The 14,522-nt window shown below is 61.1% G+C and carries 11 protein-coding genes; 7 read left to right on the forward strand and 4 right to left on the reverse strand.

Annotated features, from left to right (window positions below; all coding sequences use genetic code 11):
• The first annotated feature begins 9 nt into the window (after positions 1–9).
• Both ACZ3HH_RS19610 and ACZ3HH_RS19615 read left to right on the forward strand, forming a co-directional pair.
• Positions 10–528, forward strand: a complete 519-nt coding sequence (locus ACZ3HH_RS19610; RefSeq protein WP_123720598.1) for a DUF3299 domain-containing protein — start codon at positions 10–12, stop codon at positions 526–528.
• 277 nt (positions 529–805) lie between these two features.
• Complete coding sequence (locus ACZ3HH_RS19615) at positions 806–1,504, forward strand: OmpW/AlkL family protein (protein ID WP_465806878.1); 699 nt, start codon at positions 806–808, stop codon at positions 1,502–1,504.
• Positions 1,505–1,682: 178 nt separating this feature from the next.
• Here ACZ3HH_RS19615 and ACZ3HH_RS19620 read toward each other — a convergent pair whose 3' ends face one another.
• Positions 1,683–2,612 carry an NAD-dependent epimerase/dehydratase family protein gene (locus ACZ3HH_RS19620; protein ID WP_465806880.1) on the reverse strand — a complete coding sequence of 310 codons (930 nt, stop codon included), beginning with the start codon at positions 2,610–2,612 and terminating at the stop codon, positions 1,683–1,685.
• Entirely contained in the window at positions 2,605–3,489 is an 885-nt protein-coding gene (locus ACZ3HH_RS19625) for a sugar nucleotide-binding protein (RefSeq protein WP_465806882.1), read from the reverse strand. The genes ACZ3HH_RS19620 and ACZ3HH_RS19625 overlap by 8 nt, the downstream gene beginning before the upstream one ends.
• A 340-nt stretch (positions 3,490–3,829) precedes the next feature.
• On the opposite strand from ACZ3HH_RS19625, the gene ACZ3HH_RS19630 reads away from it, so the two are divergent.
• The 5 genes from ACZ3HH_RS19630 to ACZ3HH_RS19650 all read left to right on the forward strand — a co-directional run bounded on the left by ACZ3HH_RS19630 (position 3,830) and on the right by ACZ3HH_RS19650 (position 12,420).
• Complete coding sequence (locus tag ACZ3HH_RS19630; protein ID WP_465806884.1) at positions 3,830–8,146, forward strand: Lhr family helicase; 4,317 nt, start codon at positions 3,830–3,832, stop codon at positions 8,144–8,146.
• Positions 8,147–8,433: 287 nt separating this feature from the next.
• On the forward strand, positions 8,434–9,360 hold the full coding sequence (locus ACZ3HH_RS19635; protein WP_465806886.1) for a DUF72 domain-containing protein: 927 nt from the start codon (positions 8,434–8,436) through the stop codon (positions 9,358–9,360).
• Complete coding sequence (locus ACZ3HH_RS19640) at positions 9,357–10,154, forward strand: endonuclease/exonuclease/phosphatase family protein (RefSeq protein ID WP_460144402.1); 798 nt, start codon at positions 9,357–9,359, stop codon at positions 10,152–10,154. Before ACZ3HH_RS19635 ends, ACZ3HH_RS19640 begins: the two co-directional genes overlap by 4 nt.
• On the forward strand, positions 10,151–11,437 hold the full coding sequence (gene clsB / locus ACZ3HH_RS19645) for a cardiolipin synthase ClsB (RefSeq protein ID WP_465806889.1): 1,287 nt from the start codon (positions 10,151–10,153) through the stop codon (positions 11,435–11,437). Before ACZ3HH_RS19640 ends, clsB begins: the two co-directional genes overlap by 4 nt.
• A complete protein-coding gene (locus tag ACZ3HH_RS19650) occupies positions 11,434–12,420 on the forward strand; it encodes a lysylphosphatidylglycerol synthase domain-containing protein (RefSeq protein WP_465806891.1) in 987 nt (328 codons plus the stop codon). The genes clsB and ACZ3HH_RS19650 overlap by 4 nt, the downstream gene beginning before the upstream one ends.
• Positions 12,421–12,543: 123 nt before the next feature.
• On the opposite strand, the gene ACZ3HH_RS19655 is transcribed toward ACZ3HH_RS19650, so the two are convergent.
• Entirely contained in the window at positions 12,544–13,302 is a 759-nt protein-coding gene (locus ACZ3HH_RS19655) for an alpha/beta hydrolase family protein (protein WP_465806893.1), read from the reverse strand.
• Positions 13,292–14,401 (reverse strand): DUF3182 family protein, encoded by a 1,110-nt coding sequence (locus ACZ3HH_RS19660; RefSeq protein ID WP_465806895.1) that lies wholly within the window; start codon positions 14,399–14,401, stop codon positions 13,292–13,294. Before ACZ3HH_RS19660 ends, ACZ3HH_RS19655 begins: the two co-directional genes overlap by 11 nt.
• Between the last annotated feature and the right edge of the window lie 121 nt (positions 14,402–14,522).

Raw genomic sequence — 14,522 nt, forward strand, 5'->3', positions numbered from 1 at the left:
ACATTAATGATGCCCCGCGCTGTGCTTGCGCTATTGATGCTGGTTGCCCTTCCGTTGTGGGCGGCCGAGCCGAAGGACCTGACCTGGTCGGAAATGATCCCGCCGGATGCTGCGCCAGAAGTGCCGAACATGACGCCGCTGCATGACCTGTCGAAGATGAGCGACGCGTTGTCCGCGGAGTCGGCTCCAGCGGCCAAACAGGACATGCCGAACGCGCCGGTGGTGAAGAGCCTCGACGGCAAGAACATTCGTTTACCGGGGTACATCGTGCCACTGGAAGTCAGTGAAGAAGGCCGCACCACGGAGTTTCTGCTGGTGCCGTATTTCGGCGCCTGCATCCATGTACCGCCTCCACCGTCGAACCAGATCGTGCATGTCAAAAGCGAAGTCGGCGTGAAGCTTGATGAGCTGTATCAGCCGTACTGGATCGAAGGTGCGTTACAGGTCAAGGCGTCCACCAGCGAGTTGGCGGATGCCGGGTATCAGATGGAGGCGGACAAGATTTATGTGTATGAATTGCCGGAGTGAATCCGGTGATTCTGTGTTATCTGTTCAATCGCCATCGCGGGCAAGTCGAATCGTCGCACCGCCGCTCCCACAGTGTTCTCTGTTGTACACAAATGTTGCATTCACAGAAGATCCCTGTGGGAGCGGCGGTGCGACGATTCGACTTGCCCGCGATGAGGCCATCAAAGATTCCACTAAAACCCGCCCATCACTGTTTCATTGAGCTGAATCAAAAGACCGTATCAGTTGGATCCCTACCATTGGACATCGAACATTTTTAACGTCCTTTGGAGCCCCCATGCACAAGTCCAAGCTCTGCGCTTCGCTGTTCGCCCTCGCGCTCGCCGCCCCGCTCGCCCATGCTCACACCGCCGGTGACATCATCGTTCGGGCCGGTGCAATCACCGTCAACCCGGAAGCCGACAGCTCCAGCGTCAAGGTCGATCAGGGCCCGCTGAAGGGCGCCGATCTGGGTGGCAAGGCCACCATGAGCAGCGACACGCAACTGGGCTTGAACTTCGCCTACATGATCACCAACCATCTGGGGATCGAACTGTTGGCGGCCTCGCCGTTCGAGCATGACGTGAAACTCAAAGGCACCGCCCTCGGCGCCGCCAACGGCAAACTCGGCACCCTGAAACACCTGCCGCCGACCCTGAGCCTGGTCTACTACCCGCTGGACGCCAGGTCCGCGTTCCAGCCGTACATCGGCGGCGGTATCAATTACACCTGGATCTACGACGAACACGTCGGCAGCGAAGCCAGCGCCAATGGCTTCAGCAACTTCAAGGCGAAAAACTCCTGGGGCCTGGCCTGGGAAGTCGGTGCCGACTACATGCTGACCGACAACGTAATGATCAACGCCCAGGTGCGCTACATCGACATCGATACCCGTGCGACCGTGGAAAACAACGCCGTCGCGCCGGGCACCCGCGCACGGGTGAACGTGGATGTGGACCCGTTTATTTACATGGTTGGTTTGGGTTACAAGTTTTAAGCAACACTTGATCGGCTTTTGTGGCGAGGGAGCTTGCTCCCGCTGGGCTGCGAAGCAGACCCAGTAGTGATGGCGACTGCTGCGCAGTCGAACGGGAGCAAGCTCCCTCGCCACGGGTTTTGCATCAGCCACAAAAAAGGCGCCTTCAAAGGCGCCTTTTTCATGGCTGTGTAAAACGTCAGCGTCCCAGCAACCGCGCCAGGCCGACGCTCATTGGTGTCTGCTGCGGGTAGGTAAACCGCTCCAGCAAACGTCGGTTGTTCGCGCGGGAATGGCGGATGTCACCGGAACGCGCCGGGCCGTAGCTCACGGGCGGCAGCTTGCCGACCACCGCTTCAAGGGCTGCAAGCATTTGTTTGAGGGTCGTCGCCTGATTCCAGCCGACATTCACCGGGCCGACTTCGACCTGCGGCTTCTCGATGGCTTGCACCAACACGTCCACCAGGTCCTCTACATAGACAAAATCGCGAGTCTGCTCGCCATCGCCGAACACGGTGATCGGCAAGCCTTTCTGCGCGCGCTCGCTGAAAATGCTGATCACCCCGGAATACGGCGAGGACGGATCCTGGCGCGGGCCAAAGATGTTGAAGAAGCGGAAAATCACCGGTTCCAGAGCATGCTGACGGCGATAAAAATCGAAGTAATGCTCGCTCGCCAACTTGTCCGCCGCGTATGGTGTCAACGGTGCCTTGGGCGTGTCTTCGTCAATCGACTCACCTTCGCCATTGTTGCCATAAACCGCTGCGCTGGAAGCGTACAGCACCCGTTTGACGCCGGCCTGACGCATGGCTTCGCAGATATTCAGCGAGCCGATGAAATTGCTCTGGTGAGTCTTCACCGGATCATCCACCGAAGCTTGCACCGAGGCGACCGCGGCCAAGTGCGCCACAGCGCTGCAACCGACCATCGCCTGTGCCACCAGTGCGGCATCGGCGACGTCGCCCACGATCAGTTCGACGAGGGGATTATCCAGCGGCAAGTTGCTGCGTTTGCCGGTAGAGAGGTCATCGAGAATGCGCACCGAATGCCCTCTGGCAAGCAACGCGTCGGTCAGGTGCGAACCGATGAAACCGGCACCGCCGGTGATTAAAACAGGGCCGTTAGCCATGGCGATAGAACCTATCCAGTAAGCCCGGGAGTGCCGCACGCCAGGCGCGAGGCTTGATCCCGAAAGTGTGCAGAATTTTCTTGCAGGCCAGCACCGCGTGTTGCGGTTCTTCGGCGGCGTCGGGCCGCGCGGCGTGAGCCTGGGCGGTCGGTGTTTCGATGGCCAGCGGATGCAGGGCCCGTGCTTCGGTAAGAATCGCCTGCCCCAGTGCCAGCGGCGTGGTCGCCTCATGCCCGGCGTAGTGGTAAGTGCCCCACAGCGGCGCGGAGCAATCGAGTTGCTTGAGCACCGAAATGATCACCCGGGCGGCATCGTCCACTGGCGTCGGATTACCGCGACGATCATCAGCCATCAGCAGTTCTTCAGCTTTCTCGGCCCGGCTCAGGAATCGCCCGAGGGTACCGTCGGGGCTGTCATCGAGCAGCCAGCCAAAACGCAGCAGTACGTGCTGCGGACAAGTGGCGCGCACGCTTTGCTCGATTCGCCACAAGGCCTGACCGCGCAGGCCCAGCGGTACCGGTTCGTCTTTTTCGCTGTAGGCGGTCGCCCGGGAGCCATCGAACACGCGATAACTCGACGGTTGCAGCAGCACGATGTTGTGATGCTGGCACAGCTCGGCCAGCCGCTCGACGGCTCGCTCCTGCCCGGCCAGACGCTGCTCGCTGACGGTCTCCGCCTGGAACCAGTCAAAGTAATAGGCGAGATTGATCAGCGCATCCGGACGGGTATCGTCGAGCAGTTGCGTCAGGCTCGCGGCGTCCCAGCCGTCTTGTGGTGGGCGGGGGGCGAGGAAACCGATGTCTTCCTCCGCACCGAGGCGAATCAGCGCCTGCCCAAGGGCATTTCCGCCGCCCAGTAACATAAGGCGCATTCGCATAGAGTCAGCAGGCCCAGTCTGATTGGAACGATGGCTTTATCGACAACGCCCGCAGGCGATGTCCTCAATAATTGCCGGAATCGTTGCATTTTGCGGGTTTAGTGCGCAACCGTCATCCGTAAAGTGTAGATCCCGGGGATTTGTGGCGCTGCTACTGGCCTCATCGCGGGCAAGTCGAATCGTCGCACCGCCGCTCCCACAGGGATCTTCTGTGAATGCAATATTTGTGAACAACAGAGAAGACTGTGGGAGCGGGCTTGCCCGCGATAGGGCCCTAAAGGCCGGCAAAGGTCGTGAGCGGTACTTGCATCTTCCCCGACTCGCCCGCATAAATCAGGACATGAATCTGCCCATCCCCACGGACGCTGCACTGGCAGGCTTTCACCCCGCCGTCAGCGCCTGGTTCAGCAACACCTTCGCGACGGCCACCGCCGCCCAGGCCCGGGCGTGGCCGTTGATCCGCCAGCGCCGTTCGACCCTGATCGCCGCGCCCACCGGCTCCGGCAAAACCCTTACTGCGTTTCTGGCCGTGCTCGACGATCTGGTCCATCGTGGCCTGGAGAGCCCGGACGGCCTGCCGGACGAGACCCTGGTGGTCTACGTTTCGCCGCTCAAGGCGCTGTCCAACGACATCCAGATTAACCTGCAAAACCCGCTGGCCGGCATTACCGAACAGTTGCGGGTGATGGGCCTGCCCGATGTGCCGATCAGCACCGCCGTGCGCACCGGCGATACACCGCAAAAAGACCGCTCGGCCATGCGCAAAACCGCACCGCACATTCTGGTGACCACTCCGGAATCCCTTTACGTGCTGCTCGGCTCCGACTCCGGCCGGCAAATGCTCGGCACCACCCACACAGTGATCGTCGACGAAATCCACGCCATTGCCGCCAGCAAACGCGGTAGCCACCTGGCCCTGAGCCTGGAGCGTTTGCAGGCGCTTTGCGCACAACCGCTGGTGCGTATCGGCCTGTCCGCCACGCAAAAACCCATCGAAGCGGTGTCGCGTTATCTGGTCGGCCGTGATCGCGACTGCGACATCATCGACATCGGCCACGCCCGCCCACGGGATCTCGATATAGAGGTGCCGCCCGTGCCGTTGTCGGCGGTAATGGCCAACGACGTCTGGGAACTGGTCTATGACCGACTCGCCGCCCTCGCCCGTGAACACCGGACCACGCTGATTTTCGTCAACACCCGGCGCCTGGCCGAACGCCTGAGTCGACACTTGAGCGAACGCCTCGGCAAAGAGGCCGTTGCCGCCCACCATGGCAGCTTGGCCAAGGAGTTTCGCCTGGACGCCGAGCAACGGCTCAAGCGCGGCGAGCTGCAAGTGCTGATCGCCACTGCTTCGCTGGAATTGGGGATCGATATCGGCGACGTCGACCTGGTGTGCCAGATCGCTTCACCACGCTCGATTGCCGGGTTTCTGCAACGGGTCGGCCGTTCCGGGCATCAGGTCGGCGGCACACCCAAGGGCCGGTTATTCGCCACCACCCGCGACGACCTGATCGAATGCGCCGCCCTGCTCGATTGCGTCCGCCGTGGCGAACTCGACACATTGCTGATCCCCGAAGCGCCGCTGGACGTGCTGGCCCAGCAGATCATCGCCGAGGTCAGCTGCCAGGAATGGCAGGAACAGGCGCTGCTGGACATGCTGCGCAACGCCTCGCCTTACGCCACGCTCGACGAAAAGCACTATCAGGCACTGCTGCAAATGCTCGCCGAGGGCTACAACGGACGCTTGGGTATTCGCAGCGCTTACCTGCACCGGGACGCCGTAAGCCGCACCCTGCGCGGCCGTCGAGGCGCCAAGCTGACTGCCGTGACCAGCGGCGGGACGATTCCCGACAACGCCGACTACAGCGTTCTGCTGGAGCCTCAAGGGCTGAACATCGGCAGCGTCAACGAAGACTTCGCGGTGGAAAGCATCGCCGGGGATATCTTTCAGCTGGGCAATACGTCGTATCGAATCCTGCGGGTCGAAACCGGCAAAGTCCGGGTCGAAGACGCTCAGGGTCAGCCACCGACCATTCCGTTCTGGCTCGGTGAAGCACCGGGGCGCAGTGATGAACTGTCGTTCGCCGTGGCCCGCCTGCAAGCGCAACTCGATGAGCGACTCGGCGCCACACCCGGCAACTTGCAGCCAGCCGTCGACTGGCTGACCGACGTACTCGGCTTGAATCTCGCCAGTGCCGAGCAACTGGTGGATTACCTGGCCCGGGCGCGTCAGACCCTCGGCGCCTTGCCATCGCAAGACACGCTGCTGATGGAGCGGTTTTTCGACGAGTCCGGCGGTACTCAGCTGATCATCCACTCGCCATTCGGCAGCCGCATCAACCGCGCCTGGGGCCTGGCCCTGCGCAAGCGTTTCTGCCGCACTTTCAACTTCGAATTGCAGGCCGCCGCCAGCGAGGACGCCATCGTACTGTCGCTGTCCACCGGTCACAGCTTCGAGTTGGAGGACGTCTGGCGTTATCTGCACAGCAACAGTGCCGAACATACCTTGATTCAAGCGGTGCTCGAGGCGCCGCTGTTCGGCGTGCGCTGGCGCTGGAACGCCGGGGTCGCCCTGGCGCTGCCGCGCTACAGCGGCGGACGCAAAGTACCGCCGCAGATCCAGCGGATGAAAAGCGAAGACCTGATCGCCAGCGTGTTTCCCGATCAGATCGCCTGCGTGGAAAATCTCGCCGGCGAGCGTGAGATTCCCGATCATCCGCTGGTGGAGCAAACCCTCGACGATTGCCTGCACGAAGCCATGGACAGCGAAGGCTGGCTGGCGTTGTTGCGGCGTATGGAACAGGGCGACATCCGCCTGATCAGCCGCGATTTGCCGGCGCCCTCGCCACTGGCGGCGGAGATTCTCAGCGCCCGCCCCTACACCTTTCTCGACGATGCACCGCTGGAAGAGCGCCGCACTCAGGCAGTGCTCAGCCGCCGCTGGAGTGATCCGCAGTCCACCGATGATCTCGGTGCGCTGGACGCCGAGGCAATTACCGCGGTGCGTGATGAAGCCTGGCCAACACCCACTGGCATTGATGAAATGCATGAAGCGCTGATGAGCCTGGCGTGCATCGCCGATAACGAGGCTCAGGCCAACCCGAATTGGCTCGATTGGCTGAATGCCTTGGCCGACAGTGGCCGTGCCAGCCGTTTGCAGATCAACGCCGAACAATCGCTGTGGTTGGCACTCGAACGGCTGACCTGCCTGCGGGCAATTTATCCACAAGCCATATTGGTTCCACCGTTGGAGGCATTGCCCGGTTTCGATGAGACCTGGGAGCCGGACGAAGCAGTGCTGGAACTGATTCGTGCGCGGCTCAGCGCGTTTGGTCCGTTGCCGCTGAAAGCGATTGCCGAACCGCTTGGGTTACCGGCGATTCAAGTCACTCAGGCTTTGGCGCAACTGGAGCGCGAAGGCTATGTACTGCGCGGGCAATTCACCCCAGGCGCCCCTGAAGAAGAATGGTGTGAACGGCATTTGCTGGCGCGGATTCATCGCTACACGGTCAAACGGCTGCGACGGGAAATCGAGCCGGTGGCGTTGCAGGATTTCATGCGTTTTCTGTTCGACTGGCAGCATCTTTCCGCCGCGAGCCAAGGTCAGGGCCGCGCGGTGTTGCCGGCGATCATCAGCCAGTTCGAAGGCTACCCCGCCGCCGCTTCGGCGTGGGACAGCGACATTCTGCCGGCGCGGCTCAAAGATTATTCGGCGACCTGGCTGGATGAGTTATGCCGCAGCGGCAAACTGGTGTGGACCCGCCTGACCACGCGCAACAAGAGCACCAGCACCGCATTACGCAGCACGCCGATTCTATTGCTACCGCGCAGTCAGGTCGGGCTGTGGAGCAGCTTGACCGAGCAGACACCGGTCAGCGAACTGTCGCCTAAAACCCAAAAAGTCCATGAAGCGCTCAGTCAGCACGGCGCACTGTTTTTCGATGAACTGATTCACGAAGCCCATCTGCTGCGCTCGGAACTGGAAATCGCCTTGCAGGAACTGGTCGGTGCCGGGTTGGTAAACGCCGACAGCTTCGCCGGCCTGCGGGCGCTGATTACCCCGGCCAGCAAACGCCAGAATCGCAGCAGCCGACGCGGGCGCGGAGCGTTTGTCGGCGGGATGGACGATGCCGGACGCTGGGCCTTGCTACGCCGCGGTGCTGCCGCCCCGGTTGTGGATAAACAACGGCCGGCGCCTACGCCCAGCGAAACCCTGGAACACATTGCCATGACCTTGCTGCGCCGTTACGGCGTGGTGTTCTGGCGCTTGCTGGAGCGTGAGGCGGACTGGCTGCCGAGTTGGCGGGAATTGCTGCGCACGTTCCATCGGCTCGAGGCCCGGGGCGAGATTCGTGGCGGGAGGTTTGTCAGTGGTCTGGCGGGGGAGCAGTTTGCGCTGCCGGAGGCGATTCCATTGCTGCGCGAAGTCAGACGACGCCCCTGTGACGGGAGTCTGATCGCGGTGTGTGGGGTGGATCCGCTGAACCTCGCCGGCACGCTGTTGCCTGGCGCGAAAGTGCCGGCGCTGGCGAGCAATCGACTGGTGTATCGCGACGGCCTACCGGCCGCCGCCGAGATCGCCGGCAAGCAGCAGTTCTGGCTGGAGCTGGATCAGCAAGCCAGTACCGAGGTGCGTAGCAAACTGATCCGGCATTGATGTGGTCTGGTCCGGCCTCATCGCGAGCAGGCTCGCTCCCACAGGGGATTTGCATGATGCTGAAATTCCTGACATCGCACCGGTCAATGTGGGAGCGAGCCTGCTCGCGATGAGGTCAGCACACCCGGCATCGAAGTGACAGATACACCGCTATCGCGAACAAACCCGCTTGAATGGAGGAGTTTTGTTGAATTTTTACCGTCCGTAGCCCCGTCGAAACTTTCTCGTACGCCCGGCAGTCATCAAAAGACAGAGGCTGTCCGAGGGCTACATAGACGGGAGGCGACATGGCGGCGATTCATATCGGTATTTCAGGCTGGCGCTACACGCCTTGGCGGGGGGAGTTCTACCCGAAGGGGCTGACCCAGAAGCGCGAATTGCAATTCGCTTCACGGGCAGTGAACAGCATCGAAATCAATGGATCGTTCTACGCCCTGCAACGGCCAGAACGTTATGCGCAGTGGTACGACGAAACCCCAGCGGGCTTCGTGTTCAGCGTCAAGGCGCCGCGCTTCATCACCCATATCAAGCGCCTGCGGGACATCCACAAACCCTTGGCGAATTTCTTCGCCTCCGGGGTGCTGGAACTCAAGGAAAAACTCGGCCCGATCCTCTGGCAGTTTCCACCCAACTTCAAATTCGACCCGCAATTGTTCGAAAGCTTTCTCGAACAATTACCCCACGACACGGAACAGGCCGCCACCCTCGCCCGCCAACATGAGCCGCGCCTGAATGGTCACGCCAGCATGAAGGCCTACGGCAAAAAACCGCTGCGCCATGCCGTGGAAATTCGCCACGACAGCTTCGTCGATCCCGCCTTCGTCCGTCTGCTCAAACGCTACAACACTGCGCTCGTCATCGCCGACACCGCCGGCAAATGGCCGTATCGCGAAGACCTCACCAGTGATTTCGTCTATCTGCGCCTGCACGGTGCCGAAGAGCTTTACGCCAGCGGTTACACCCCACAAGCACTGAAACGCTGGGGTGACCGGATCGAGGCTTGGTATCACGGACAGCAACCGGCGGATCCGCAATTGATCGCGCCTCGGCAAAAACCCAAGATCCGCAAATCCCGGGAAGTATTCTGCTATTTCGACAACGACATCAAAGTCTGCGCGCCCTTCGATGCCCGCCGCCTGCTTGAGCGTTTGCATCTCGACAAAGAGCTCGCCACCGCCCCCGGCGAGCCGGTTGCCGAAGGAGTGCTGCCATGAGCATTCCCGAACCGGTCGGCACCACGGATGAACAGCAACCCATCATCAGCACCGTGAGTCGTTTTACCGTGCTGACGGTCAACACCCACAAGGGTTTCACCGCGCTCAACCGACGCTTTATCCTGCCCGAGTTGCGCGAAGCGGTACGCAGTGTGTCCGCTGACGTGGTGTTTTTGCAGGAAGTCCACGGCACCCACGAACATCATCCACAGCGCTACCTCAATTGGCCGGCGATGCCCCAGTACGAATTCCTTGCCGATACGTTGTGGCCGCAATTTGCCTATGGCCGCAATGCGGTCTACCCGGCGGGCGATCACGGCAATGCGCTGTTGTCGAAATTCCAGATCATTCGCCACGACAACCTCGACGTTTCCATCCACGGGCATGAGAACCGTGGAATCCTGCATTGCGTGCTACGGATGCCCGGCGATGGCCGCGAAGTGCATGCCATTTGCGTCCATCTGGGGCTTCGCGAAAGTCACCGCAAGGCACAACTCAAGCTGCTGAGCCAACGTATGGAAGAGTTGCCGGAGGATGCCCCGGTGGTGGTCGCCGGCGACTTCAACGACTGGCGCCTGCGCGCCGATGCGCTGCTCAAGCCCTGCGGCTTGCGTGAGGTGTTCGCTGAGTTGCATGGCAAACCAGCACGCAGTTTCCCGGCGCGTTTGCCGGCGTTGCGCCTGGACCGCATCTACGTGCGCAACCTCAAGGCCAGCCATCCGCAAGTACTGGCGGCACGACCCTGGTCACACCTTTCCGACCATGCACCGCTATCGGTGGAGATCGAGCTATGACCGGCCCACTGATGGAAAAAACCACGATCGAACACGTCTCCGCGCCTCCGCCGGTGCGCAAGCCCGCAGTGGTTGACGTCGAATATGGTTGGCACGGTAACAATCGCGTCGAATTGCTGGAGAACGGCGAAGAATACTTTCCACGAGTGTTTGAAGCGCTGCGTCAGGCCCAGAGTGAAATCCTGCTGGAGACCTTCATTGTGTTCGAGGACAAGGTCGGTAATGAGCTGCAAAAAATCCTGATTGAAGCGGCTCAACGCGGCGTGCGCATCACCGTCAGCCTCGACGGTTTTGGCTGTGGCGAATTGAGTACGGAGTTCCTCGCCGCCCTGAGCAATGCCGGTGTGCGCCTGCAAATATTCGACCCCGCCCCGCGTCACTTCGGCATCCGCACCAACTGGTTCCGCCGCCTGCACCGCAAGATTGTGGTGGTCGACGGCACGATTGCGTTCCTCGGCGGAATCAACTTTTCCGCCGACCATTTGGCCGACTTCGGCCCCGAGGCCAAACAGGATTATTCGGTTGAAGTGCAAGGCCCGGCGGTGGCCGATATTCATCATTTCGCCTTGCTGCAAAGCGGTCGCCCGGCCCGGGCCAAGTACTGGTGGCAACGCCGCAGACAGAGGCGCGCGGAACTGGCGGTCAGCGATCATGATGGTCAGGTACGGCTGGTGTATCGCGATAACGGCGAACACCACGGCGATATCGAAGAGGTGTACTTGCGGGTACTGCGCGGCGCCCGGCATCGCGTGGTCATCGCCAATGCCTACTTCTTTCCAGGCTATCGGCTGCTGCGGGAGATCCGCAACGCGGCGCGCCGAGGGGTCGAGGTGCGCCTGATTCTTCAGGGGCAGCCGGATTTGCGCGTGGCCCGGCTCGCCGCGCGCATGACCTACGACTATCTGCTGCGGGCCGGGGTAGCGATTTACGAATATTGCGACCGTCCCCTGCATGGCAAAGTCGCCCTGGTCGACGAGGACTGGAGCACTGTCGGCTCAAGCAACCTTGATCCGCTGAGCCTGTCCCTGAACCTGGAAGCCAATGTGTTGATCCGTGACCGTGCCTTCAACCGAGACCTGTTCGAACGTCTCGACGAATTGAGCAGCAACCACTGCAAGATCATGTCGGCAGACAAGGCCCCTCGCGGGCGGGTCTGGCATATGACCATCGGTCTTCTGGTGTTTCACTTCCTGCAGCATTTCCCGGCGTGGGCCGGTTGGCTGCCGGCGCATAAACCGCGCCTGAAACCGTTCATCCATCCGACCGGGAGCGATAAGGCATGAGCCATTCCGATGCACGGCCTGCCCCTCACTCCGACACGCCGCGAAAATCCCACTGGCACCGCTGGAAAAAGCCGCTGACGATGCTGTTTTTTCTGGCGTTGATCGTGCTGTTCACGATGCTTGCCCAACGCATCGAATGGGGCGAAGTGTTCGATACCCTGGCCGATTTCAAGGTGCGCACACTGATCATCGCGTCCGGGGTGACGCTGATGAGTTTTCTGGTCTATGCCTGTTTCGACCTGATCGGCCGCACCTACATCCGGCAGAACCTGACCTGGCGGCAGATCCTCCCGGTAGGGATTATCAGCTACGCCTTCAACCTCAACCTGAGCGCCTGGGTCGGCGGCATCGCCATGCGTTATCGGCTGTATTCACGGCTCGGTGTGAGCAAAAGCAACATCGCGAAAATCCTCGGGCTGAGCCTGGCGACTAACTGGTTCGGCTACATGGTGATTGCCGGCACGGTGTTCAGCAGCGGGCTGGTGCGAATGCCGCCAGGCTGGAAACTGAGCAGTGATGCCCTGCAAGGCGTGGGCGTGTTGTTGCTGCTATTGAGTGCGGGGTATCTGGCGGCCTGCCGGTTTTCCAGCCGGCGGGAGTGGTCGATTCGCGGCGTGGAAATCGACCTGCCGTCGTTGCACATGGCGGTCCTGCAACTGGCCCTCGGCGCGCTGAACTGGTCGCTGATGGCGGCAGTGATTTTCACTCTGCTGCCGAGCAAGCTGGACTATCCGTTGGTGCTTGGCGTGTTGCTGATCAGCGCCATTGCCGGGGTCATCACCCACATTCCGGCCGGGCTCGGCGTGCTGGAAGCGGTGTTCGTGGCATTGCTGCAACATGAGGTCTCGCGGGGAAGCCTGGTGGCGGGGTTGCTCGCTTATCGGGCGATCTATTTCCTCCTGCCGCTGCTGATTACCGTGGTGATGTACCTGGTGGTGGAGGCCAAGGCGAAATCGTTGCGGATTTCGAAAAAACCTTCTTGAGAATGATGGCGAAGCGGATGCCGCCATCGCGAGCAGGCTCGCTCCCACAAGGGATCGGTGGTGCACACAAATCCAATGTGGGAGCGGGCTTGCTCGCGAATGATCGCAAGAACACCGCAAATCTCATGTCGACTGAATAATGCTCAACCGCTCGCCCACCACCATTTCCGTGATCCAGCCCACCAGGATTGAGGTGTACGCCTGTTGCGAGACAGGCTCGCTCAAGGCGTGATCGGCACCATCGATAATCCGGTGAGTCAGCGAGTGGGTCTGCTGACACGCCGCGCGGTAACTCATGATGGTCGCGTGGGGCACATAGGCGTCGGTCTCCGACTCCACCAGCAACACATCCCCGGTAAATTGCGAACAGGCATGCAGCGCGCGATTGCTGTCGGCGTGGACCCGCGTGCTGCGGTAATCGCGCAAATCGAGCTTGTCCAGCTCACGCTTGGGCGTGTGCCAGAAGTCGTCGCGATACAACGCCGGCACCCGCAGCGCCAACCAACGCACCGGGCGCAAGGAGGTCAGGATCGCCGCCAGATAACCGCCATAACTGGTACCCACCACGGCGATCGCAGACGTGTCGAGCGCCGGGTGCGCGAGCAGGCGGTCGTAGGCCGCCAGCAGGTCACGCAGGTTGTCTTCGCGGGTTACCCGGGACAACGGAATACCGGTCCCGCCGGTGTGGCCGCGCAAGTCGAATGTCAGGCACACGCAACCCAACCCGGCGATGCCTTTGGCGCGCTCCAGATCGCGCTCCTGACTACCGCCCCAGCCATGAACGAAAAGCACACCCGGGACTTTCGATTTGGGGCTGAGGAAGGTTCCGCTCATCTGTTCATCATCGATGTCGATCGCAATGGTTTCGCTTCTAGCCGTCATAGGATTTGACCGTTACGTACTTGAGAAGAAAGTCACTGTGTTCCGCCGGCCCGCGGTAGACCTCGATGGCATTGGTCGGCAGCGGTTGATCGGTATAGGTTTCGACCGACGACACGTGAATCGCGCGCAAGCCGGGGTTGTTGACGAAGCTCTGCAGCGCCGCGACTTCAGCACTGCTGGCACCGCCCAGGCGCCAGGATTGTTCGAGCACGCCGCTGCGTTGTGTGCCATCGCAATCCAACCCTTGGGCGATGTCGTAATTGCGCCGCGAGGCGTAGAAACCGGGGTAAGCTTCATCGGCCGCGCTGTCGAATACCTGCGCTTGCTGGATCGCCAGCCGCGTGTCGTCCGGTAGTTCCAGCGCCAGCAGGTCCTCGTAATAACCCTGCACCACCAACAGATTGGACCCTCCATAAACCTTCTCGCCCTGACCATCTTCGGTCAAGTATTGATCACCGCAATAACTCAGCACGTTATCGCCGATGAAGCTTTGGCCGACGCTGTGGGTGACCACCTCGGTCAAGTCTTGTTCCAGCACCACGCCTTCGGTGAACAATGTTTTGGCATCGGGACGAGCGAGGATGGCGTCGAACTGGTCGAGGCTTTTGATCACTTCCTGACCGCGTCCGGCGCAGGCATGAATAGGCTTCATGCGGATCGGACCACTGTAGAGCAGGTGCTCTGCCGCCGGGCGAGCATCGTCCAGGGAGAACACGCTGAGGCCATTGAGCACAACGCTACGCACCCGTTCTGAAAACAACGGCGACCAGCCTTCGGGCGCGAACGCATAGCGATTCAACAGCCCATGGCTAATGGCCTTGGTGCAAATGAAATCGTGGTCGACGTAACCGCCCCAAAAATCCTCCGGCCCTTTGACGCCCAACCGCCGGGCGGCAGCAACGCCCACCAGCGTCTGGGTCGGCAATAGATAAACATCACGGCCGCTATGCAGTTCCAAGTCATAACTGCCGCCGTACTCGAGCCCGACGACCTGCGCCAGCCAACGGGCCAGCGCACGATTGGTTTCGACTTCGTGCAGCGAGGCGTCGGGACGCACCGAATGGGCGAGCACCAGTTTCTTGCGGTTTGTTGGGGTCATGCGTTCCCCTTCAATCTGCGCTTGATAAATGTAGCTGAAGGCGGTGCAGAGATCAGGCCAACGGCGGCTGGAGTGAAACGGGTTTCAAATCAGCCGGTTGCGAAATACGCGATAGCACAAG

This window comes from Pseudomonas sp. PME37.24/025 (genome assembly GCF_055556615.1).